Annotated in this window: 19 protein-coding genes; 7 read left to right on the top strand and 12 right to left on the bottom strand. The window is 42.5% G+C overall.

Annotation, left to right across the window (positions count from 1 at the left end; translation table 11 throughout):
* Window positions 1–178: 178 nt before the first annotated feature.
* Window positions 179–3,004, top strand: a complete 2,826-nt coding sequence (locus L1D50_RS09110) for a TonB-dependent receptor (protein ID WP_239965921.1) — start codon at window positions 179–181, stop codon at window positions 3,002–3,004.
* A 243-nt stretch (window positions 3,005–3,247) separates the two neighbouring features.
* Here the strand turns inward: L1D50_RS09110 and L1D50_RS09105 are convergent, their stop codons facing one another.
* The 4 genes from L1D50_RS09105 to azu form a co-directional block, all read right to left on the bottom strand.
* Window positions 3,248–4,843: a PepSY-associated TM helix domain-containing protein gene (locus L1D50_RS09105; protein ID WP_239965920.1), complete on the bottom strand. Its 1,596-nt coding sequence runs from the start codon at window positions 4,841–4,843 to the stop codon at window positions 3,248–3,250.
* A 3-nt stretch (window positions 4,844–4,846) separates the two neighbouring features.
* Entirely contained in the window at window positions 4,847–5,101 is a 255-nt protein-coding gene (locus L1D50_RS09100; RefSeq protein WP_095729233.1) for a hypothetical protein, read from the bottom strand.
* On the bottom strand, window positions 5,091–5,426 hold the full coding sequence (locus L1D50_RS09095) for a hypothetical protein (protein WP_128726224.1): 336 nt from the start codon (window positions 5,424–5,426) through the stop codon (window positions 5,091–5,093). Before L1D50_RS09095 ends, L1D50_RS09100 begins: the two co-directional genes overlap by 11 nt.
* Before the next feature lie 153 nt (window positions 5,427–5,579).
* A complete protein-coding gene (gene azu, locus L1D50_RS09090) occupies window positions 5,580–6,035 on the bottom strand; it encodes an azurin (RefSeq protein ID WP_239965919.1) in 456 nt (151 codons plus the stop codon).
* Window positions 6,036–6,156: 121 nt separating this feature from the next.
* Between azu and L1D50_RS09085 the strand changes: the two genes are divergently transcribed.
* Complete coding sequence (locus tag L1D50_RS09085; RefSeq protein ID WP_128726222.1) at window positions 6,157–6,831, top strand: TorF family putative porin; 675 nt, start codon at window positions 6,157–6,159, stop codon at window positions 6,829–6,831.
* Between the two features lie 136 nt (window positions 6,832–6,967).
* Window positions 6,968–7,417 carry a DUF4920 domain-containing protein gene (locus L1D50_RS09080; RefSeq protein WP_128726221.1) on the top strand — a complete coding sequence of 150 codons (450 nt, stop codon included), beginning with the start codon at window positions 6,968–6,970 and terminating at the stop codon, window positions 7,415–7,417.
* Here L1D50_RS09080 and L1D50_RS09075 read toward each other — a convergent pair.
* Genes L1D50_RS09075 through L1D50_RS09065 form a run of 3 tightly spaced genes read right to left on the bottom strand, consistent with a single transcriptional unit; the run spans window position 7,391 to window position 9,172 of the window.
* Complete coding sequence (locus L1D50_RS09075; protein ID WP_039491726.1) at window positions 7,391–7,690, bottom strand: AzlD domain-containing protein; 300 nt, start codon at window positions 7,688–7,690, stop codon at window positions 7,391–7,393. The two genes, L1D50_RS09080 and L1D50_RS09075, sit on opposite strands and share 27 nt — an antisense overlap.
* On the bottom strand, window positions 7,687–8,370 hold the full coding sequence (locus L1D50_RS09070) for an AzlC family ABC transporter permease (protein WP_010607477.1): 684 nt from the start codon (window positions 8,368–8,370) through the stop codon (window positions 7,687–7,689). The genes L1D50_RS09075 and L1D50_RS09070 overlap by 4 nt, the downstream gene beginning before the upstream one ends.
* A 1-nt stretch (window position 8,371) precedes the next feature.
* Complete coding sequence (locus tag L1D50_RS09065) at window positions 8,372–9,172, bottom strand: AraC family transcriptional regulator (protein ID WP_128726220.1); 801 nt, start codon at window positions 9,170–9,172, stop codon at window positions 8,372–8,374.
* Between the two features lie 392 nt (window positions 9,173–9,564).
* Between L1D50_RS09065 and L1D50_RS09060 the strand changes: the two genes are divergently transcribed.
* The gene (locus tag L1D50_RS09060) at window positions 9,565–10,176 is read left to right on the top strand and encodes a LysE family translocator (RefSeq protein ID WP_128726219.1); all 612 of its coding nucleotides are present in this window, start codon (window positions 9,565–9,567) and stop codon (window positions 10,174–10,176) included.
* A gap of 273 nt (window positions 10,177–10,449) precedes the next feature.
* Here L1D50_RS09060 and L1D50_RS09055 read toward each other — a convergent pair whose 3' ends face one another.
* Window positions 10,450–10,989 (bottom strand): YqcI/YcgG family protein, encoded by a 540-nt coding sequence (locus L1D50_RS09055; RefSeq protein WP_128726218.1) that lies wholly within the window; start codon window positions 10,987–10,989, stop codon window positions 10,450–10,452.
* 275 nt (window positions 10,990–11,264) lie between these two features.
* On the bottom strand, window positions 11,265–11,669 hold the full coding sequence (locus L1D50_RS09050) for a DUF1801 domain-containing protein (protein ID WP_128726217.1): 405 nt from the start codon (window positions 11,667–11,669) through the stop codon (window positions 11,265–11,267).
* Window positions 11,670–12,383: 714 nt separating this feature from the next.
* Here L1D50_RS09050 and L1D50_RS09045 point away from each other — a divergent pair.
* The 3 genes from L1D50_RS09045 to L1D50_RS09035 all read left to right on the top strand — a co-directional run bounded on the left by L1D50_RS09045 (window position 12,384) and on the right by L1D50_RS09035 (window position 15,959).
* On the top strand, window positions 12,384–14,132 hold the full coding sequence (locus L1D50_RS09045) for a hemopexin repeat-containing protein (protein ID WP_128726216.1): 1,749 nt from the start codon (window positions 12,384–12,386) through the stop codon (window positions 14,130–14,132).
* A 120-nt stretch (window positions 14,133–14,252) separates the two neighbouring features.
* Window positions 14,253–15,263 (top strand): low-specificity L-threonine aldolase, encoded by a 1,011-nt coding sequence (gene ltaE / locus L1D50_RS09040; protein ID WP_239965918.1) that lies wholly within the window; start codon window positions 14,253–14,255, stop codon window positions 15,261–15,263.
* A 189-nt stretch (window positions 15,264–15,452) separates the two neighbouring features.
* Window positions 15,453–15,959 (top strand): hypothetical protein, encoded by a 507-nt coding sequence (locus L1D50_RS09035; RefSeq protein ID WP_128726214.1) that lies wholly within the window; start codon window positions 15,453–15,455, stop codon window positions 15,957–15,959.
* A gap of 61 nt (window positions 15,960–16,020) precedes the next feature.
* Here the strand turns inward: L1D50_RS09035 and L1D50_RS09030 are convergent, their stop codons facing one another.
* The 3 genes from L1D50_RS09030 to L1D50_RS09020 all read right to left on the bottom strand — a co-directional run bounded on the left by L1D50_RS09030 (window position 16,021) and on the right by L1D50_RS09020 (window position 21,554).
* Window positions 16,021–18,183 (bottom strand): TonB-dependent siderophore receptor, encoded by a 2,163-nt coding sequence (locus tag L1D50_RS09030; protein WP_239965917.1) that lies wholly within the window; start codon window positions 18,181–18,183, stop codon window positions 16,021–16,023.
* Window positions 18,184–18,862: 679 nt separating this feature from the next.
* The gene (locus L1D50_RS09025; RefSeq protein ID WP_138524359.1) at window positions 18,863–19,021 is read right to left on the bottom strand and encodes a DUF2256 domain-containing protein; all 159 of its coding nucleotides are present in this window, start codon (window positions 19,019–19,021) and stop codon (window positions 18,863–18,865) included.
* A 265-nt stretch (window positions 19,022–19,286) separates the two neighbouring features.
* A complete protein-coding gene (locus L1D50_RS09020; protein WP_239965916.1) occupies window positions 19,287–21,554 on the bottom strand; it encodes an aminotransferase class V-fold PLP-dependent enzyme in 2,268 nt (755 codons plus the stop codon).
* Between the last annotated feature and the right edge of the window lie 415 nt (window positions 21,555–21,969).

The following is a 21,969-nucleotide window of genomic DNA, read 5'->3' as shown; positions in this document are numbered from 1 at the left end:
CAATAAAAGTAAATAAATATTGCGCAAATCGTCTAGAATTGTTTGTTGGAACGTTTTAATTGTGTTATCAGTATAAAAAGGCGCAATAAATAACCTATTTCATTCCCTGTGGTGATAATAAGAAACTTTCTATCGTCAGCGTCTGATTATAATTTGGAACGTTACAAAGGAAACCGTTATGACAATAACAAAACAAAAAACGACTTTGGCGTTGGCAATCGCCAGCTTGTGTGGTTCGGGCGCTATGGTGTGGACGGCCCCAGTGTTTGCCGAAGAAGCAGCGTCGGAACCTGTTGAGAAGATCATGGTGACGGGGTCGCGTATTGCGCGGGCAAACCTAAGTAAACCCGGTGCGGTAACCACAATATCTAGAGCGGATATTGAGCAAACCGGATTTAAAAATATTGGTGATATGCTGCAAAATCTGACGGTGTCAGCCAGTGCTCCTAATGCTTCACAAAATGAAAATACGTCGGGCGTGACAAACTTTGACTTGCGCGGTTTAGGCGCGCAGCGCACATTGGTCTTGCTAAATGGCCGTCGCTTACCAAATGGGGGAAATGGCGCGGATGCTGCAGTTGATCTTAGTGCTATCCCTACTGCGATTATTGAACGTGTTGAAATTTTATTGGACGGTGCTTCTTCTATTTACGGCTCTGATGCGGTGTCTGGTGTTGTAAACATTATTACTCGCCAAACGGGCGATATTTTTGAGGTCAGTGGCTCCATAGGTCAATCCGCTGAAGGCGATGCTGATACGACTTCTTTGGAACTCGTAACAGGCATTGTTGGTGATAAAGGGCGCTTTATGGTGAGTGCCAGCTACGATGAAAAACAAGAAGTGTATGCCGGCGACAGAGATTTTAGTCGTTATGATTTAACCCTCAACCCCGATGGCAGTTACGGTCAAGGCGGTAGCTCCGCAATGCCTTGGAGTAACCTGAAAGTCACGGATGAAAACGGCAAGGAAATATTTGTTACCCGAGGCCCTGAATATGGCGAGTGGCGTGAAACTATCTCCGATGCGTCGCTTGCGCAAAATGACTTATACAATTACCAAGAGCCGAGCTTGCTGCAAACGCCTTTTGAACGCTATAGCATGAGTGCATTTGGCGAGTATGATCTTGGCAATTTGAAGTTTTCGGATGACGTGGTATTCAATTTTGAGGCGCTTTATTCACATCGAAAATCCACAACCAATGGTGCGCCTCAGCCATTAGTTCCAGTTTGGGGTGGGTATTTAGATTTTACTTACTCTCCTGATAACTACTACAACCAGCAATTCGGTCCGAAAGATAAAGATGGTAATCCTTATGCCATCAACGACTGGCGCCGCAGAATGGTAGAAACCAATGGCCGTATGAACCATGTAGAAAACAGCCAATACCGAATTGTGATGGCGCTCTCAGGTGATTTTAATGCAGATTGGAGCTGGGAGCTTGCCTACAATTTTGGTCGCAACTCAAACAAACGACTAAAAACCGGTATATTCAATTGGCCAGCGGCTAAAAATGCGGTTGGTCCTACTCATTTTGATGAGCAAGGCGTGCTGCGCTGTGGTGCTACACCGGATGCGCTAATTGCGGGTTGTGTGCCGCTTAATATCTTTGGTCAACCGGGTACCGACTCTGAGATCTCCGAGGACATGCTAAATTATCTCTCTGGTGATTGGCCGGGGATCCAGCAAGGTCATAACCAAATTAAAATCGCCAGCGCGAATGTAAGTGGTGTCGTGGCGAGTTTGCCTGCGGGCGACCTAGGTGTGTCTTTTGGCATAGAAAATCAAAAGGTTGAGGCGCGCAATCAAACAGATGCCGTTTCTATTAATATTTTAGTCACGGACGGGTTAGGTAGACCAACGGGCGGCGAATATTCACTCAATGAAGCTTATCTAGAAGCCGTTGTGCCACTATTATCAGACCATGATTGGGCGCAGAGTTTAGAGTTAAACCTCGCGACTCGATATTCAGACTTTGATACGTTTGGCTCGACTACCAATTCAAAAGTGGGCGTATTTTGGGCGTTGAATGAGCAGTTGAGTTTTAGAGGGACTTGGTCACAAGCATTTAGAGCGCCTAATGTGGTGGAACTTTATAAAGGAAGGTTACCTGGCTTTGAAAATGGCGACGATCCTTGTGCCGTAGCAAATCCAAACCAAAACTGTGTCAGCACAGGCGTTCCCGATGATGGTAGTTACCGAGAAACGATCGGGCAGATCAGAACCAATACTGGCGGTAACACGGAACTGGAACCTGAAACCGCGACGAGCAAAACACTTGGGGTGATTTATCAGCCGAGCTGGCTTACTAACGGTTCAATCACCTTAGATTTTTATGACATCCAATTAAAAGATGCCATTGGGAACATTAGCGCGGTGACTAAATTGAGTGAATGTATGAATAGTGGTTTGTACTGCGACTCTGTACATCGCGTTCAATCTGGTGAGTTTCAGGGGGTGATCACCGGCGTTGATGTGTTTAATGAAAACCTCAATGCGTTAAATCGTCAAGGGATAGACGCTGAAGTTCGTTTTGACATCGGGCAGTTTTCATTTGGTGATTTGAGTACCGCACTCAACTGGTCATTTGTGAGTAAACATGAAGTTATTGAACCGGGCCTGGCAACCAAAGATCGAGCTGGACAGCGCGTTAATGGCCAAATGGCGGTGCCTGAGCACAGAGTTAACTTTGCACTTAACTGGCAGCATGACGACTTTAGCGCAAGTTGGCAAAGTTACTACATCGATTCGATGTTAGAAGAAGTATCGGTTAAACAAGGCGACCAAATCGTTAACTTTACCAATACCGTTGATAGCACGCTGACACATAATGCTCAAGTCACCTACCATTTAGATTCTGTTGATACTCAAATTACGCTAGGCGTTAACAATCTATTGGATGAAGCGCCGCCTTTTGCGACGGGTAATGGAAATAACGCAGATCCCATTCACTCGTCTTTATATCTAGGCCGTGAGTACTACTTAAGATTTAAGACTGAGTTTTAATTTCACATTGTTTCCCTGTGAGAGTAAGGCAAAGCGGGCTATGTCAGCCCGCTTTTTTATACCAGTTTTTAAGCAGGGAAATGGCTTTAGTAGCGCCACTCTCGCGTCCAACTACCGCAAAGGTTACATCCATATAGGCAAGATAGAAATTTTGCTATTTAGTTGTTCTAAATGAGAAATCTTTAACGAAGCTAATATGTGATTTCACCCTTCAAATTGATTAGAGAATTAATTGAATTAGTATTAGTTCGCAGTTTGGGGCGAAGTTTGTTCTGACGAAGCAGCGCTTGTGGCTTGCGCTGCGGCGTTGATCCGTGACACGGTTTTCCAACAAATCAAGGCCATTAGTGCTATCAGTCCAATCACAATCGCGAAGTCTACTTTAGTTTGCAGCGGTAATAAGCTGTATTGATTACCGAAGTAGGCCAAATTCATCACTAAACTTAAGCAATAGCTAATACCACTTAGCCCTAATAACACCTTGCTAAAGGACAAAACATCTTTGGCAAATTGACTACTTATCAGGGAGAAGAAAAAGGCCATATACATAGAGGACTTTACTGTTTCTAATTTGTCGGTATGTGTTACTGGAAGTAAAGTGGTTAATGCAAAGCCAACAGCTACCGCTAAAATTACCCCAATAAAACTGCCACTGGTCAGTCTTTTAACAAACATTAGGCTTTTAGGACTTTGCTTTTTCTGCTTCGCACGCTTGTCAATCCACATTAAATTGCCAGTAACAATTAAGTAGGCGGTTGCAAGTCCAAGGCATAGAAACGCCAGTCGCATGCCATATCCAGCAAAATCACCAAAGTGTAGACTTGCAATGGTAGATAGCCCCGCTCGTACCGCATTATCATAGTTGTTTTCTGTGAGATAAACTTGTGAACTGTCACTTAGCTTATATTGAATTTCTTTAATATTAGAGAAAGCATCATTGCTTTTTGCTGTAAAGCCTACCACTGCATTCTCGTCACCAAAGTGACTAATTTCAACCATAGTGAAGGTTACATCTCCAAGTTTAGCTTGTGCTTGAGCTCTTAGTTGATCGATGCCTTGCATCGGCTGTGCTTCGTTTATTGCCTCAATTTTTGGCTCGTTAAATCCAGCCGCTTGCAGTAATGCAGTTTGGTCACCGCCATAGAGCAGCACGGCGTATGAAATTTGATAAATAATAACGAGGTTGAAAACAAGCCCTGTAAAGGCATACATAATGTGAAAAGGCAGACCCATTGTGCCAATCAAGTTATGAGCATCTAGCCATTTGTCTTTTTTACCTTCGGCGCGATATTGAAAGAAGTTTTTAGCAATTTTGCGCCAATGGATCACAACACCACTTAGTATAGCAACGAAGAAAAATAACGTAATGACACCAACGAAGTAGAGCCCAGGCCTGCCTAACCCCAAATCGAAGTGAAGTTCAAAAAGCAATGTCGAAAACTCAAACTTATCGGCATCAGCAAGTACCTCACCAGATTGCGGTGATATCAACAGATGTTGGTCCTGATGATCCTCCCCGGTGATCGGGTGGGGCTGGTCTAAGTGGGTTGCGAAATATACTTCAATAAACGGGTTATGAGGCGTTGGCTCTCGCATAAAAAAACCATGATCGGTATCAACATCGTATTGTTGTTGGATAGAGTTTATGGCTTTATCATAGGAAATTGTAGTTATTGACTCGTTTGATTGTACAGCCAGAGGTGCACGCTCCCAGCCCCGAATATTATCTCTAAATAAGCTAAGCGAGCCTGTGATAAAAACGATGAATAATACCGTTGAAATAATGAGTCCAATCCAGGCGTGTGCTTCGGTTAATGATTTTAGTGTTTGATTTTTCATTATTTATCTCATTAACAGTAATGCTGTATTTAATAGTAGTGAAGGGATAAAAATGGCAAATAGTGGCTTGCAAGCGGCTTTGGCACTTGGAAATCCGTAGCCCCAAACGATAATGCCCGCCCAAATAGGAAAGGCCAAGATCAGACCCAGCATGAGTTTTGCCGATTCAGAAAATGGTAATAGCAAATTGAGATTTAGCACCAAGGAGATAGACAGCAATAATCCCAACGAAAACCCAAGTAAGGTTTTAGGCCACATAACTTATTCCCCCTACAAATAGAGATAATAAGAAGACCAACGTTGAACTGAGATAGAAGCGTTTAATTGGGTATCCACTTAACAAAGTCACTGAAACTAAGCTAAACATAAAGATAACAAGTGCTGCTAACATTGCAGAGACCAAAGGGTACTGCACAGTTAAAATAACAAGGCCTGATAAATTTAGTAGAATGGCTACAGGGTATGCCGCGAGTTTACTAATAGGTGTAGCCAAAAATCGTTGTTTTGGACTTGCCAGATAGAGCAATACGGCGGCAAACCAAAACGGTATAATTGAGAAAAAGCTCATGATGGTGATAATCATTATTGTTTGCAATTGATTGTAATGATTATAGGGATATTCTTCAAGGCTTGAGTAATAATTGTCTCAAATTAGAGAAGTGAGTGATACGGTATTAGCAGGGTGACACTGCGAAACTGTAGAAATTCACGGTTTATTCCCTGCTATTAAGTATTTCTAGCTAAGTGTAAACGTACCTTGCATAATCGCGAAATGGCCAGGGAAAGAGCAGAAAAACTTATAGCTTTCATCTTTCTTTAGCTGCTCTGTAGAAAAAGTCACTGTGGTTTGTTCGCCACCGCCAATTACCTTAGATACAGCTAAAACGCGGCTATCGTTTGGTTTTACATAGCTGTTATTTGCGCCGGCTGACATACCATCGGTCGCAACGGCTTGAACATCAGCTGCTTTGCTCAACACCCAGTTATGGCCCATGGTTGTTGCCGCCAGTTTCCCTGTATGTTTTAACGTAACTGAAATTTCTTTACAGCTAGATGGTGCACTGAGTGATTTTTTAGAAAACTGCATCATGTCATTAGCTTCGATGCTGAGTTCACATTCATTTGCTAATGCGGCATGAGAAAAAAGAAAGGCACCGAGGCTAAGCAATGTGGCAGAAAGAGAGGTTTTCATATTGACTCCTTAATTAAAAATCATTCTTATTATCATCTTTGTAAGGCGGGTTGTAAATGGATATAGATCAATAAAACTGGTCTATGCTTGAGATGACTCTAATTAAAAAGTGATTTCAAAGATGAAAAAATCCTGGCTGCTGCCATTGTTGTTTACTCCACTGTTCGTCAATGCGACAACATCCTCTACCGTCACATTGGCTTCCGACTATTTATTTAACGGCGTAAGTCAAACTAAGGAAGACGAAGCGCTTCAAGTTAGTCTAGATTGGTTTGGAAAAAGCGGTTGGTATGCTGGAGGCTGGGTGTCTAAAGTAGATTTTGGCGATGGTACGGATTTAGAAGGAGATCTGTACGGTGGCTACAAATTTTCGCTAACTGAAAAATTAAAGCTTGATGTTGGCCTCTCGCAATATACCTACCATGGTGATGATGTGAGTTCTGATTACAACTATGCAGAAGCCTTTGCAAAGTTTAATTACGGCCAGACAAATTTAGACTTTTGGTATGCATGGGATTATTTTGGAACAGGGGCTGCTCACGGGATAGTGATGCTCACGCATAGTATCCCAATCACAGAGCGGTGGTCACTGACGCTCGGGGTAGACCATTCAATGAGCTTTGATAGTGATAAATACGAATGGGAGTCGGGTGATGATGACTATACCCACTGGCATCTAACTGGAACTTACTCGATTAGTACTTGGTCTTTTTCATTGGGTTATGAAAGCAATGATATTGATTCCTATGCAGATTCTACATTTGTGGCGTCAATTTCAAAAACATTTAATTTCTAAGTTTACTTTTTATTAACTTTTGTGTTGATTTTAGTTGCAAATTGTACTTTTATATAGCTATATGATTGATGCTCCATAACTTTTTATAGGAGTAAGCAATTGATGAGGTAATAGTGATAAAAGCTATGGAGTCGCAATGATGAAGGATACGATAAAACTAACAGCACTCTCTTTGGCGGTATTTTCTCGGTTTAGCTTTTCAAGTCCGCTTGAATTTGCCGGTGGTGCAGACATGTCTAAGTTAGTCGAGGCAGAGCACATCTTGCCAAATCTCAATGACTACACAACAAACCTTGTGACCGTAAAAGGGGTGGTCACTCATGTTTGCAGAAAATTAGGTTGTTGGATGACGCTGCGAATAGCAAATGGCCTAGATGTAAATATCGAAGTTGAACAAGGTGATATGGTATTTCCACTTGCTGCAATTGGCCGTGAAGCCCATGTGACAGGGCGCTTCGAAGCGCTAAACCAGCGCCCTTTAGTTTGCGTGAGTACAGCAGAGGATGAAACGGCACTCATGCGTTTAGGGTTTAATCCAACGGCCGTAACCATTTCACATTTAGTACAGCAAGTAAAACACAGCTAAGCTCCCAAACGTGGTGACATAGAGGTTTTTAAAGCGAAACGCCAGTATTACCGCGACCGTTGCGGCGACCAAATAGGGATTGCTTGGTGTGATGGCAAGTTGCTTGTCCTGAATAAATACAATGGGTACCCAAATGGCAGTCAGTACGCAAGGGGCGCTAAAACTTAAAAAGCGCTGTAGTTTAGGACCGATAGTAAAAGGCAGTTGTTTTGCCAGAAATAAATATCGAGTTGCAAACGTGACGCAAGCCATGGCCAAAATAGTAGTGATCATACACGCTCCTTTTTACTTTGTAGCACATATCCCACCGACATTCCGAGCAGTGCTGAGGCGATTAAGCCAAATTCAAAATGGATCAGTTTGAACACTAGGATAGTTACGGCCGACGTTAAACAAGCACATAGCACGGGTAATGCGTTAATACTCGGGACCACTAAAGCAATAAATATCGCCGCAATCGCGAAGTCTAAGCCAAGGTTGGTCAAGTCAGGTAAAAACTGACCTGCAACAATACCAATGAGCGTCCACAGATTCCATGCAACATAAAAGCTACCACCTGCGATGAGCGCATACACTAGCCGAAGTTTGCCTTGATAGGCACGATGGTGATGGGAAAATGCAAACAATTCGTCAGTGAGAAAAAACGCAATCGGGCCACGCCATTTAAGGGGCTTATCTATCATTTTGTTGCGGATAGCAAGGCCATAGAGTAAATGTCTCGCGCTAATAATAAAGGTAGTCGCAAGCAAGGTGATAAGCGCCGTGTCTTTGGCAATAAGCTCTATTGCCACTAACTGCGCCGAGCCTGCAAAAACCAGTAACGACATTAACTGTGCCTCGAGCGGTGTAAAGCCGTTTTGTACAGCAAGGGAGCCACACAATATCCCCCAAGGAAGTACGGCGAGATTTAATGGCAACATATCCCAAAAGCCTTTGCATACTGCGACCTTCATATTAACAAGCCTTGCTATATTGACTGGGAGTGATCCCCATATTCTTTTTAAAATGACGGTTGAAGTGGCTTTGGTCATAAAAGCCTACGCTTAATGCTGCATGGGAGACACTTTTGCCATTGCGCAGTAATGCCTTGGCATGATTAAGCCGGTGTTGTATTTGAAAGGCATGGGGAGTGAGGCCAGTGTGGGCCTTAAACACGCGAATAAAGTAAAAGGGACTCATGCCGACAAGGCTCGCTAACGAGTCCAGTGATACATCTTCAAATAAATTATCCAAAAGAAAATGGCGTGCTGTGGTAATTCGCTGCTTCACCGAAGGGATTTTTCTATCGAATGTGACTTTGCCTTGCTTATTGCTTAGATAAGATAGCAGAGTAATAAGTTGAGACTGCTTTTCAAGTACGCTGGTATCACATTCTAGGACGTTAAAAGTGGTATTCATGAGTGCCGCAAGCGCTCGGTCGTGTACCACTGCATCATGAAAAAAAGGAGCCATTGCCTTGCCATCACCAAGAAGCTGATTAAATAGTTCAGGTGTTGGGTAGAGTGAGCGGTACGAAGACTTATCTTGGGATGCCTTTTTGCAGTCGTGCACCTGCTCTGCATTAATCAAAATGACACTATGCTGACTCGCTAAGTGTTCACCGCCGCTGCGGTAGAATCGTTGCGCACCACTATCCACTAGGGCAAGCGTATAGCCGCTGTGGCTATGTCTACCAAAGTCTTCCTGCTTATCAATGTTGTGTAGTACTTCTAGGCCACCGAGTTCACGGTGAAAACTAAACTTTGAGTGTTGCATAATTCTCTCCCCTATTGATGAAAAGCGTATCTGTCTTCACTCAAAAAGTCTTGTACAAAATTGCACAATCTTTGGTGCGTTATCAGCATAGCTAAACACTGCACTTGGGTGGTGTGACCACGAAGGTATAGCTTAGTAAATTCAATGCTGTGCCGTTTGAGAGGTGAGTGCAATAATCTGAATTTATCCTCGAGTAACACTTCCGTATCGTCAAGGTGGATTAGCCAAGCTGTATTAAGTCAATGTGCTTTCTGATCTGCAAATTGTTTGGAGAATTAAAGCTGTTGGTATTAAAGTGCTGAACTTGACTCGCCGAATTTTATACCGCTTGGCTAATATTTAGTTTAGTGTAATGATGTGAAAAGCATGGTTCATTTTAAGGGTTTATTATTTTGGATAATTATTTACTATTTATAGGTGTTGCATTGGCGACGATTTTACTTCCAGGGCCTGCTGTGATGTTGACTATCAATAATTCGATTCAAAGAGGCTTTACCAAATCCTTAGCTGGTATTTGTGGTGTTGCACTTGGGATTTTGATTGTTGCTGCAATATCTGCGTCAAGTTTAGGTGTTATCTTAGCCAGCTCTGTACTGGCATTTACGGTCGTAAAGTTTATTGGTGCTGCGTATCTTTTCTATTTGGGTTACAAAATGTGGCGAACTAAAGGCGAGAGTAAAATAGGCAAGTCTATTGCTGCAGGTACGATGAAAAAGTGCTTTTTAGAGGGCTTTTTTGTTTCGATCACCAATCCCAAGGCTGCTATCTTCTTTTTGTCTATCTTCCCGCAGTTTATCAATGTTGAGAATGCATTTTTACCGCAGTTTACGGTTTTGATTTTCACTTTTAGCTTGCTGGTATTCATGGTGCATATTTCTTATGCGCTGTTTTCTGGCCTTGCCAAGACTAAGTTATCGTCACCGAAAAGCATGGCGGTGATGAATAAAGTGAGCGGTGGCGTGTTTTTTGGATTTGGCGCTGGTTTAGTTGCTGCCGGTAAGTAATTTATGTGGCTTGAAAATGTAAGCAAACTCCCTTTCTCTCGCACATAGTTAAAGGGAGTAAAGCTTGAATTCTGCATACCTTAGCTCCGAACAGCAGCAGGCTTACAGGTCTTAGTACGCCTTGATGGACTACTTAGGTCTGAATAAGCGCTTGAAGCACTCATTAAACCAAAACAACCCAAGGTTGTTAATATGCCTATGACGACGTAAATAATGAAATCTATTACCATGATATTGCTCATCTTTAATTCCTCTCCGTTGGTACAATGCGCGTTAAATTCTGTGGGTTTCCACGTGCGATTCGACTACGCGGAAACTCTGGGGGACCTCAAACTGAGGCATTAAGTTAAAAACAATCGCTGGATATTTAAACTTTCTGTTTTTAGACGCGCTTGTGGGACTTAAACAAGTGATATAAAGTGGATCACCGTCCAAATTAAAATGAAAGTTGCTGCTGCAATCTGACGATTGAGAATGCGGCCCTCTTGGAGTGCTCTGCGATACCAGGTTTTGCAATTCTTGTAGTTTACGCCACACAGACTTATTAAAGTCACTGTCATCCAAGTGTCGGCTCTGCTCAAAAACCGCAACAAACGCGGCACTTTTCATGTTGTCAAAATCTACCTTTTCGACAAAAGAATAAAGGCTCGTTATTAAACTAAAGTTATTATGTCTAGAGGTAAGATCGCCAAAGCCTAAAACTTCAACATTGTTAAATGCTAATTCGGCCTTATTGCCACCACAAATGCAAGGAAATTGCTGTTTGTTCACAAAGTCAATAAAACTATCTTGCAGCTCGGATTGTGGTGTCATGTTTTATACTCCTTACATTACTCATATTGTTGCGCTAGTAGATTTTGGTGTGTCCCAATGCTGAGTTGCGAACTCACCAGTATTGTTTACCTACACTAAGTAAGCAAAGCTTGGGCCATCATATTAAGTTTGTAATGTTTTGATTTTAAGTTGGTTTTTTGTTTTTTGCGTTTTCACAAGTAATTTTTTCACGTTTTATTCTGGTAAGAAGTACAGGGTTGTAAAAATTGGTAACGGTGGGCTTTTCTCAGGTGTTAGGTTTATAAGGTTTTGTGTCATTGTCCAAGTAAAGGTAAGTGCTTGAGGTTTTTATAGTTCATAGCAATGGCGATACAGCGGTAAAGTACCTCTGTTGGTATCTCTTCTTCTAACTTGAGTACAATTGCTCGATTTCCTTCAAACTGTAAATCGTCGGGAAATAGTACTCTAAATGTATCTATTAGTTTCGTTTGGCAGTGAAAATAAAGGTGAAAATTGGTAGGCGTTTTGGCTTTCCACGCCATACGAAAAGGACTTCCCGATTTAACACTAAAGCTTAATTCTCCCCATTTTATTGCTTCAATCACTTCTCCAAAGTTTTGCTCACTGGCAACTCGAATAACAAGTCTACGCAATACTCTGATTTTTTCTTGTGCAGCGGCAGGGTAGATACTGAGCACTTGTTCGGTAGTGTTTGCCATTTTGACACTTCCTTGATAAATAATGTATTTCCACTCTTGTAATACAGTATTAAATTGAGTAAAGAAGGGCAAGCTTGTAGAGACAAACTCTAATTTAAGGCACTATTGTGCACCAAAGAGAAAATAAGCCTCTATGTCTGGAATTACGACATGAAACGCCTCGGTTACGCTTAGGCCTGTTGACCTTTTCTGTTTGATTTTTGTGCTCCTGAGTGGGCTTTGGTCGCGGCGTTCGACTTACCGCCTAATTCTTAATGGCAAAAGGGCAATGTAATACCAATTGAATTAATTCTCTAATCAATTTGAAGGGTGAAATAGCATATTAGCTTCGTTAAAAATTTCTCATTTAGAACAACTAAATAGCAAAATTTTGCCTTGCCTATATGGATATAGGTACCTTAGCGGTAGCAGGACGCGAGAGCGGTGCTACTAAAGCTATTTCCCCGCTTCAAGATAGATCAGTTACTTAATACAACTGGTATAACAAGCGCTAGTCCTCGAGCTGCAATACAGCACAAAAAATGGAATAACCTCTAAAATTCTCTAGTTAGATTAGGATGTAGTTTAAAATGAACTTAAAAAACGTTCAGTTAGCTCGCCCTTTTCCTGCTCGGTCAACTATATTAATGTAATTTTTTTGTAAACAGTTATTCATGTTTGGGATTTATCATCTTTCTTGGACTAGTCCAAAAAATTACATTTAAAGGAAAGATAATGAAATTACCCGTGCTTAGCTGTGCATTACTTGCACTTTCATTTACTGCAAGTGTTGATGCACTTGAAAACAAAGTATTGCTTATTGGTATCGATGGCCTGCAATATGAAAAAATTGGTGCCAATAATACGCCAAACTTTGATCGCTTATATCTGACTCAAGCTTACACTGGCGGGATCGCAAAAACACAAACACAGCAAAAAACCAAAAGTGGCCCAGGCTGGGCGACAATTTTAACTGGGGTTTGGGTGAATAAGCATCAAGTGCCGAGCAACGGCTCAGGCCTAGCAAACAAAGCCTATCCCAGCCTTTATCGTTACATCGCAGAACATGATGCTAACGCCGATATCTCAAGTTTTAGCACTTGGGGACCCATTCATACGCAATTCTTCAGTGATGATGTTGCCTTGATGGACAGGAGATCGGAGGGAGGCAGCGACGACGATAATTTAAATAAAGCGCTGGCTACCTTAAACAGCGGCTCACCAGATTTTGTCTTTTTACATTTAGATGAACCGGACGCTGTGGGCCACAGCTTATGCTTTGGTTCTGCCTACAATAAATCGGTAGAAGATGCGGACAAGCGACTGGGTAAACTGCTTGATGCGGTTGAAGCAAGAGAACAAAGCGGTGAAAACTGGTTGGTGATGGTCACCACCGATCATGGCCGTACACCGGTTGTTGGCTGTCATCATGGCGAGCAAACCGAGCCGGAAAAAACCATCTTTATTGCCACCAACAAAGTGTTGAATAAAGAATTTAGCTCAAAAGATGTTAATCCTGCAAATACTGACTTCTCTGGTTTATATGGCTATCCAGCACAAACAGCGATTGTACCGACGATTTTATCTTACATGGGCATTGAAACAAATGTGCAAGCGGGTTTTGAAAGCACGCCGATGCACGGTGACTTAGGAATTCGTAAACTCAATTATGCCAATAAACTATTTACGTGGCTAAATGGTGCAAATGCGCAAACGCGTATTTATCGAAATAATCAATTGATTGAGACATTGCCTGCAGGTGTTGCCCAGTGGCAAGATCCGCAGCCCGTATCTGGCACCAATAACTATAGCTTTGAGCAACAGGGTGTGCATGTTGGTTATCGAGTTACCGAGTTGAAACTCAGCGCGGCGCATCAGTGGCATAATACTAAAAGCTACTTTTTCTCTGAAGATGCGCGCTACTGGCGTTACAATACTGTGCTTGATAAAACGGATGATGGTTATCCGGTATCGGTGACTAATGGCAACTGGCCGGGACTTGGCGATTATGCAGAACAAATTCGTGCGAGTTTTTATAAGGACAGTGATACGGTGTACTACTTCCTATCGGATGGTCAATACCTGAGCTATGACGTACAGAGTGATAAGGTACGAGCAGGTTATCCAAAAATAATTGATAACAATACTTGGCCGGGGCTTGCCGCCTACGCAAATAAAATAACCGCAACCCTTCGTTGGACGTCCGATAAGGTGTATTTCTTCCTAGATGATGGTCAATATTTACGCTATGACTTGGGAGATGACCGAGTGGACAGTGGGTATCCCAAAGCTATCAACGATAATACTTGGCCGGGACTTGGTGGCTACGCAACGAAGATAAGTGCAGCATTAAAGTGGAACGACACGCGTGCTTATTTCTTCTTAGATGATGGCCGCTATCTAAGATATAGCATTACTTTTGACAAAGTGGATGCGGGTTATCCTAAAGCCATTGATAATGGCACTTGGCCTGGATTGCAATAAACCCAGCGAAAGCAACGGATCTTGAAGGGAGTGAACAACTCCCTTTTTCATCTGGTTTTATACTTCAATGCGCGTTTTTCAGTTATGCTGTGTGCTCCTCTTTTGACAAGGATAAGATTGATGGATTTTAGATCTGATACGGTTACGCAACCGACCCCCGCCATGAAACAAAGCATGTTTGACGCGCCGCTTGGTGACGACGTTTATGGTGATGACCCAACAGTAAATGCACTTGAACAGTTTGCTGCTGAGCGTCATGGTTTTGAGGCAGCGCTGTTTACCAGCTCTGGCACGCAAGCAAACCTACTTGCACTGATGAGCCATTGTGAAAGAGGGGATGAATATCTGTGCGGGCAACAGGCGCATAATTATAAATTTGAGGCGGGTGGAGCGGCTGTGCTTGGCTCTATTCAGCCGCAACCATTGGAAAACGAGTCAGATGGCAGTATTTGCTTAGAAAGAATTAAGCAAGCGATTAAACCTGACGATTTTCATTTTGCGAAAACTAAGCTGCTTAGTTTAGAAAACACCATTGGTGGCAAGGTATTAAGTCTAGAATATATCGCACAAGCCAGAGCGCTGTGTGACGAGCGTGGCTTAAAGTTCCATCTTGACGGTGCAAGAGTCTATAACGCCGCGGTCGCGTTAAAGGTTGATATCACAGAAATCGTAAAGCACTTTGATTCATTTACTATTTGCTTATCTAAAGGACTTGGCGCGCCGATTGGCTCTTTATTGCTTGGTGATAAAGCATTGATAGAAAAGGCGAGAAGGCTTAGGAAAATGCTTGGTGGCGGTATGCGTCAGGCGGGCATGCTCGCGGCGGCTGGTCTTTATGCTTTGCAACATAATGTAGAGCGTCTCGAGGAAGATCATCAAAACGCGCAATATTTAGCTGATAAACTTGAGCAACTGCCTGGGTTTAAGCCCTGCAAGCACTTAGTACAGACAAATATTATCTTCGCTGAAGTGGAAGCCGGCATTGATCTTTTTGCGATAGCAAAGCAGTTAAAGACAAAGGGCATTAACATCACTCCTGGATATCAAGGCATGCGATTTGTGACGCATATGGGAGTGAGCCGCGCCGATGTGGACGAGCTAATTACCGAGCTCACTATTTTATTAACTTGATCATATCCATTTTACTTAAAACATGAAAAGTGCAATGGAAAGTCTAAGTGTATATTTAATAAGTACTTTTAAACATCAAGGTARGTTATCTAATTAGGCAATTGGTATGACAATTTCTTACATCTTCTGTGTTTTATTTAGGAACGATTACTGCTACCTTTGTAAGATTGATAATAAAAGGAAAGATAAATGTTTTCATTTTTAACGAGGGCGGCATTTGGCTTGTCAGCTCTGGTAGCCAGCACTACCACTATCGCTAATTCAGTAGATTTTTCTGTTGGTACTGGGTACCCATTTTTTGGTCAAGTCGAACTCTCTCTTCCACAAACCGATAGTAATAGTCGGTGGTATGGAAATTATCTTATCGGTTTGGATGACGGGTTTTCTATAGGCTATGAGAGAGCTGTGTCTGACAATAACAAACATGCGGTTGGTATAGTGTTGGGGGCTTTGGGAGCAAGAGATGCGGGCCCTACATGTGAAGACGATGATGATATTACATGTGGTATTTTTGAGCCAATTATTGATTTATTTGATGAAGAAACCACCAATGGCGCAGGTTTAAGTTATAGCTATCACTTCTCGGGTATAAATCAGTCTGGGTGGAGTATTAAGCTGGTTGGCGGTTATGGTGAAAGCAGCGATTATCATAAAAAGCGTGTTGATGGTAGCTTAATTGTTAGTTATCAGTTTTAAATAATCGCCCTACAACCGTTGGTACCGGTTCTAGGGCGATTCCATTTCTGTAGTCTAGTCGTTAAAACTTGTACTTCACGTTAGCACTAATGGTTCTGCGCTGTCCGTAGAAGCAGTCTCCGCGGTACAAACAGCTGGTGATAACCGTTTTATCGCTGACATTATCAACTTGCAAACTGAATTGATATTGTTCAATGTCATACCCAATCATCATATCGATAAGCGTAAAGTTGTCGGTCACTAATTGCTGATGTAGTGTTTGGCCGTTTAGTTCAACTGTACGACTGCCATCGTAGGTTTCTCCCACATGTCTGATACCGGCTCCAAACTTAAGCCCCGGAAGCCATTCTTCCGCGCGGTACGTTGCCCAAATGGAAGCTAAGTGCTTAGGTGTTGCTGAGAGCTGAGCATCATCTGTGATTAACGTAACTAAATCTTGTGCCACAAAGAGTTCAGTAGGAGACAGCGGAGAAACGTCTTGTTCCGTATCTAAATAAGAGTAAGCGGCATAAATATCAAGGTACTGCCATTCGAGTTGGGCTTCAAGCTCGAATCCTTTTACCGCGATTTCGCCATCTTGTACTTCAAACTCAGGGGAAACTTTTCGTATTTGATTTTTGTCTTTAATTTCAAATATAGAGGCTGTGATAAGGTGCTCTGTACCCTTTGGCTGATATTTTAATCCAAGCTCAACTTGTTCACCCTCCAGCGGTGTATATGCGCCACCTTGTGGTTTCTGTCCAAATACGGCTTTAAATGATTCTGAATAGCTAGCATAGGGCGCTACACCATTTTTAAATTGGTAAAGCACACCAATCCGACCCGTTGTGGCATTCTGACTATTCTTGATTGCACCTGCTGTTTGCAGTTGATTTGAAAGGTCATCATAGCGAAGTGCGGCATTAAGTACCCAGCTATTTACTTCTGCAGTGACTTGCGCATAAGCACCGAGCTGTTTGTTGTTGAGCGTATTCTCAGGGTTATTGACAACCGCAGTTGGTAACTCAGTGCTTTGTCCATACACTGGATTATATAAGTCTAATGGTGCTGCAACACCACGGCCGCGATCAGAGTCTGTATCCGCATTTTGGTAATCTACACCCGACACCATAGTTAATTTCACCGCATCCAGTTCCAAATACTTATGGATTTGCAGATCCATCGTCACACTACGTGCACTTGAATCGGTAAGGCTGGCGATACGCTTAATAGTGCGTTTGTCCGCTTCAAATTTTGGTGGCCAAGAATAAATGGTACGGTATTCGGATGAACTATCACTGTAGCGACCGGAGAATTTAATATGCGTGTCTAAATCAAAGCTGTGCTCAACGATTGCGGTGATCGCTTGTTGCTCAGTATCATATTTATCCCAGCCTGGCTCGCTGACGAAACGTTCACTTGGGATCTGGCCATATTTTGCAGGTAGAATAGTGCCTTCATGCGGGAAGAATTGCGTTGAAGAGCCAGATTCATTTCTTTGAAGGTTGGCAAGCAAGGTAATTTTAGTTTCATCTGAAGCAAGCCAGCTAAAGCTTGGCGCAAGCATCAAGGTGTCGTCATCAACATAATCGGTCTGTGTGCCGCTGTCTCGATACATGGCGACAGCACGTGCTTGATACTCTTCGTGCTTACCAAATATGGTGTTGTAATCAAGTGCTAGTTGCTTACGGTCGTAGTTGCCCACTTGCGCCCAGATCTCACCCTCAGTTTCTGCTTTTGGTAATTTTGATACCGCGTTGATGATACCACCGGTAGACCCTTGCCCGTAAAGCACAGACGAAGGGCCTTTTAAGATCTCGACACTTTCAAGCGCATAAGGGTTAGTACGCGTGTTGTTGTAATTACCAAACAACTTTTGCAGGCCGTCAACATAGAGTAGGGGATCAACGCCACGAATTTTAGACCAATCGCCTCGAGTATCAACACCGTATGGCCCATTATAAACACCTGCAACATACCCAATTGCATCTTGCAGTGTTTCTGCACCTAAATCAGAAATACGTTGAGCCGTTAATACAGACACCGAAACAGGCGTTTTGACGATAGGTACTGCCGTTTTTGATGCAGTAGCGCTAACGTATGAAATCAGACCCCTCGGACTAACTTCGATGATTTCAATGTCATCTTTATCTTGTTTTGTTTGTTCTTGTGCTATCGCAGAGCAAGATAATGCCAGTGCAATGCTGGTAATTAAGGTTGGATATTTGTATTTAAGTGAGCGCATTATTAATCCCTATGATCAAAGTTCGCGCAAATGATATTGTAGATGAGAGTGATTATCAATAGTATTATTTTGTAATTTGCAAATATTATAATAAACTATTTAACTTGAGTTTTGGATAAGGAATGTTCTAGCTCATTGTTGTTAAAGTACAACTTGATACATCTCCCTGTCTCGCCTAAACGTTTAAGGAAAATACGACTTACATGCCCAGAGGCCGCTCAGATACCTACTTTCTGCAGGCAACGCCAATTGGACTGCCAATAGCTGGCTATCGAAGGAGAATTAAATGTTGATAGCACTGAAGTGCACTGTTAGTAAGACATTAATTATCCGCAGCTCAGATTGCTTAAGTTTCCAGATTTGCTATGTATTTTAGAGTCTGTTTATCTTTCAGGTTTGTTTTTGCGCCAGTTTAATTGGTACTTACATACACGAGGCAGAGACTGCCTAGCATAGATATTCTATGTGAGTCTGGGGCTAAAGACTTTGCGTTCTTGCTGTGTACTCTTACCCACCTCCATGTGGGGCAACACACAAAGAAATGCTACTCAATGGGTCCACCTCGGTGGCTTTTGTCCATTATCGCTCAACTTTTGCTTAGATCACTTGGCGTAAAATTGAGGGTGCGACCAAAACACACCCAAGATAACAAAAATCAATCAGCAAGGAATAACAGGACCTAATCTTTATGTCCTATACCTGAGCGCCGTTCAGAAGCGCAGCGCTTTGAGCAGTACTTAACGTTACCCCAATCTCTTTGCCATTTTTTCCGCCAATAAAACGGACGTTCGCAAATAGGGCATATTTTATATTGTAGGTTTGGTTTTTTGTGAGCCATTGTAGGTTTATACCAACTTCACTAATACATGTTCAATTTGAAAGAGCAAATTCCGACTTGCCGACATGGATGTCGGTAACCTTGGTGATAATAGGGGGCGGAAGTGGAGTTATCGACAAAATTTTCTCACTTCAACACAGGTTACTTCAACACAAGCAAATTGGCGTTAGTCATTTCTGGTATCTATACGATGGCGGGGAAAGTTGAGATCAGAAAAGCCCCCGTAGCAAGCGCGATAGGGGCTTTAGAAAGGAAACAGGGCGAGTTATGCAGAAGGAATGAGTGCATACCCCCCTTTTAAATGTCCGATATTATTAAAGCCGAGCCTAGCCAATGCTTGTGCGGCGACTTGTGAGCGGCTGCCACTGCGGCACACCAACACCAATTTTTTCGTTTTGTCTTGGTTATGTTTGCAAATAAAGTCTGTAAGACGGGTTAGTGGCACATTGTGATCAAACGCGCTGTTGTGATTTAAGGCATATTCGTGCGGTTCACGTATGTCAATTAACAACAGCTCTTCATTGTTGGCAATATGTGCGTTGAGCTCTGTTGTAGTGTACTCGTGTAGCTCAAATTGATTTTTGTTGCAAATAGTTGCACCACACATGATCTCACTACCAGCCTCATCAACAATATTATTATCTATTTGTACCTTTTTCTCGACAAATTCATCAACTGTAATGTCATGGTAAAGGACATTATTTAGGAGCAAATTGCGATTGCACTCTGCCGCTAGAGTAGTTGCAAATTCATTGTTGTAGTCGTGGCTTGGACATAACAAAGTATCTGTATCGATAAGTTGAGCAAGTGATTGAATGCTATGCAGCATCGCTTTCGATGAGCTGGTGGAGAAGTTAGTTCTCCCAAGCGCTCCCATCAGGATCAGATCGCCACAAAAAACATATCTGATGCTGTACTCACCCTGTAGTAGCTCCAACAGTATAAAGGTGACGCTATCGTCTGTATGTCCTGGAGTGGCTAATTTTGCAAGACGATAGTGACCAATTGTTAGCGCTTCGAGTGACTGGCCTTTAAATTCAATCTGTGAGGCTTGAGCTGGCCAACCCAAATGATCGCATGTTTGCTTTGGTAAACTGAGTGCAGCTCGACTCGATTCGTGATCGGCGTGCCCATGAGTATCGAGCGCGGCGAGCAATGTCAGCTGCTGGCATTCCAATATCGTATTAAGGCGCTCGACTAATTCAGGAAGAGGATCGATAATAATCGCTGTTTTTGACTGCTTATCTGCGAACAGCCAACAGCATGCACCACCCACTTTGAATTGTACTAGACCGTCAAGTGCTTCTTTATTGTTAATACCGTTATTTGCTTGCATAAGACAGCTGTGACCGAGTGCCTGAGCACAATGGCGAATGCGCTCGCACGCCGCGTCTATTTCGGTTTGGGTTGTGGCTGGACCAAAAGACAGTCGAATAGCCGATTCGCTTTGCCAAGCTGGGAGCCCCATGGCATCAAGTACAAAACTGCGTGTTACCTTTGAGCTACACGCTGAGCCTGAGCTGACTCGGATGTTTGCAGCATCAAATAAATCCATGATTTCTTTTGAACTGAATCCCGGAATTGCAAAGTTTAGTGTAGTTGGAACGCTATTACTGAATTGATTATTAAATACAATAGTCGGGAAGGCATCTTTGAGTGTTTGTGCCAGTTGATTTCTAAAATCATGTAATTTATCCACGTTTGCAAATCGACTGTCATGTTCTTTTAGCAGTTCATCAAAGATAACATTCAGTGCGGCAAGGCCTGGCAAGTTTTCTGTTCCTGAGCGTAAACCGCTCTCTTGACCACCACCCGCAATAAACGGTGTAAACGGTGCAGTTTCTCGAATATAGACAAAACCTATGCCTTTTGGTGCATAGAGTTTATGACCACTAAAAGGAGCATAGTCAATTGTCGTTCTCGCTAGGTTTAGGTTGCGTTTACCTAGTGCTTGTACACAGTCAACCATCCAAAAAATATCTGAATTGTATTTTCTTATTACTTCTTCTAGTTTGTTCAAGTCTTGATATACGCCGGTTTCATTGTTGACAGCCATAGTGCAGATCATTAGCGCATTAGGGACTTCATTGGCGATAAACGCTAAATCTAGGTTACCCGCACCATCGACCGGAATGGCTTTGACATCGGCATTAATTTCTAAAATGTGATTCCAATGTTTGAGTGATTCAGGTACCGCTTTGTGTTCCGTGGCACCATAAAGTAGCGTATATTTTTTGTGTGGTTGCATCTTATTTTTTGCTGCACACAAAGCTGATAGTATGCCGGTCTGGATGCCCTCGGTCGCACCACTGGTGAAGATCACTCGACCATGACCAGAACCTAAAACAGCACGTGCTTTTTGACGAGTATGCTCCATCAGTTGCTTTGCTTGTAAGCCCGTAATATGGCTGCTGCTAGGATTGCCAAACATGGTTTTCATGGTAACCAATGCTGCGTCTGCTGCTTGCTCTAATACAGGGGTTGTTGCATTAGCATCTAGATATATTTGAGGTAACACCGATTCTACTGTCATGACTGAGCCTTTAGGTATAAGCAAATTACCGATATAACAAAAAGTAATAAGTAATTATTTATAGTTATAATAAGGGAGATAGGCGTATGTTTCAACTATTGTGGGTGTGTTTCTCGCAACCGGATTTCGCTCTCGATTGCAATAATAATTTTAAGCGTGTAATCATTCCGTTCTATTGCATCCGCGCAAGTCTTAAATGGGCGAGATGAATAGGTTGTGTATGATAGCGATGCTCGACCTACAGCTCAGTAATCCACGTAAACGATACGCAACAACGAACAAATCAAACTGCTGTAAAAGCAGATCTGAAAGCTCTGTTGACCCTAAAAAACACCATCTTATTACACTTTGTTATCATGTTTTGGTTTATTGCAAAAATCGTTACAAATATAAAATGTAAATGATAGTTGTTATC

This window comes from Pseudoalteromonas sp. Isolate6, from assembly GCF_022398435.1.
Classification (GTDB): domain Bacteria; phylum Pseudomonadota; class Gammaproteobacteria; order Enterobacterales; family Alteromonadaceae; genus Pseudoalteromonas; species Pseudoalteromonas galatheae.
The sequence above is the reverse complement of the archived record's forward strand: the minus strand, read 5'-3'. Positions and strand labels throughout refer to the sequence as shown.

Bases quoted from the DNA above. Each gene is read 5' to 3' on its own strand.
- L1D50_RS09075 (WP_039491726.1), bottom strand. From the start codon at position 7,690: ATGATCACTACTATTTTGGCCATGGCTTGCGTCACGTTTGCAACTCGA.
- L1D50_RS09030 (WP_239965917.1), bottom strand. From the start codon at position 18,183: ATGCGCTCACTTAAATACAAATATCCAACCTTAATTACCAGCATTGCA.
- L1D50_RS09050 (WP_128726217.1), bottom strand. From the start codon at position 11,669: ATGGCAAACACTACCGAACAAGTGCTCAGTATCTACCCTGCCGCTGCA.
- L1D50_RS09055 (WP_128726218.1), bottom strand. From the start codon at position 10,989: ATGACACCACAATCCGAGCTGCAAGATAGTTTTATTGACTTTGTGAAC.
- L1D50_RS09100 (WP_095729233.1), bottom strand. From the start codon at position 5,101: ATGTGGCCTAAAACCTTACTTGGGTTTTCGTTGGGATTATTGCTGTCT.
- L1D50_RS09105 (WP_239965920.1), bottom strand. From the start codon at position 4,843: ATGAAAAATCAAACACTAAAATCATTAACCGAAGCACACGCCTGGATT.
- L1D50_RS09035 (WP_128726214.1), top strand. From the start codon at position 15,453: ATGTTTTCATTTTTAACGAGGGCGGCATTTGGCTTGTCAGCTCTGGTA.
- L1D50_RS09095 (WP_128726224.1), bottom strand. From the start codon at position 5,426: ATGATTATCACCATCATGAGCTTTTTCTCAATTATACCGTTTTGGTTT.
- L1D50_RS09045 (WP_128726216.1), top strand. From the start codon at position 12,384: ATGAAATTACCCGTGCTTAGCTGTGCATTACTTGCACTTTCATTTACT.
- L1D50_RS09070 (WP_010607477.1), bottom strand. From the start codon at position 8,370: ATGAAGGTCGCAGTATGCAAAGGCTTTTGGGATATGTTGCCATTAAAT.
- L1D50_RS09065 (WP_128726220.1), bottom strand. From the start codon at position 9,172: ATGCAACACTCAAAGTTTAGTTTTCACCGTGAACTCGGTGGCCTAGAA.
- L1D50_RS09020 (WP_239965916.1), bottom strand. From the start codon at position 21,554: ATGACAGTAGAATCGGTGTTACCTCAAATATATCTAGATGCTAATGCA.
- L1D50_RS09025 (WP_138524359.1), bottom strand. From the start codon at position 19,021: ATGGCTCACAAAAAACCAAACCTACAATATAAAATATGCCCTATTTGC.
- ltaE (WP_239965918.1), top strand. From the start codon at position 14,253: ATGGATTTTAGATCTGATACGGTTACGCAACCGACCCCCGCCATGAAA.
- L1D50_RS09080 (WP_128726221.1), top strand. From the start codon at position 6,968: ATGATGAAGGATACGATAAAACTAACAGCACTCTCTTTGGCGGTATTT.
- L1D50_RS09085 (WP_128726222.1), top strand. From the start codon at position 6,157: ATGAAAAAATCCTGGCTGCTGCCATTGTTGTTTACTCCACTGTTCGTC.
- L1D50_RS09110 (WP_239965921.1), top strand. From the start codon at position 179: ATGACAATAACAAAACAAAAAACGACTTTGGCGTTGGCAATCGCCAGC.
- azu (WP_239965919.1), bottom strand. From the start codon at position 6,035: ATGAAAACCTCTCTTTCTGCCACATTGCTTAGCCTCGGTGCCTTTCTT.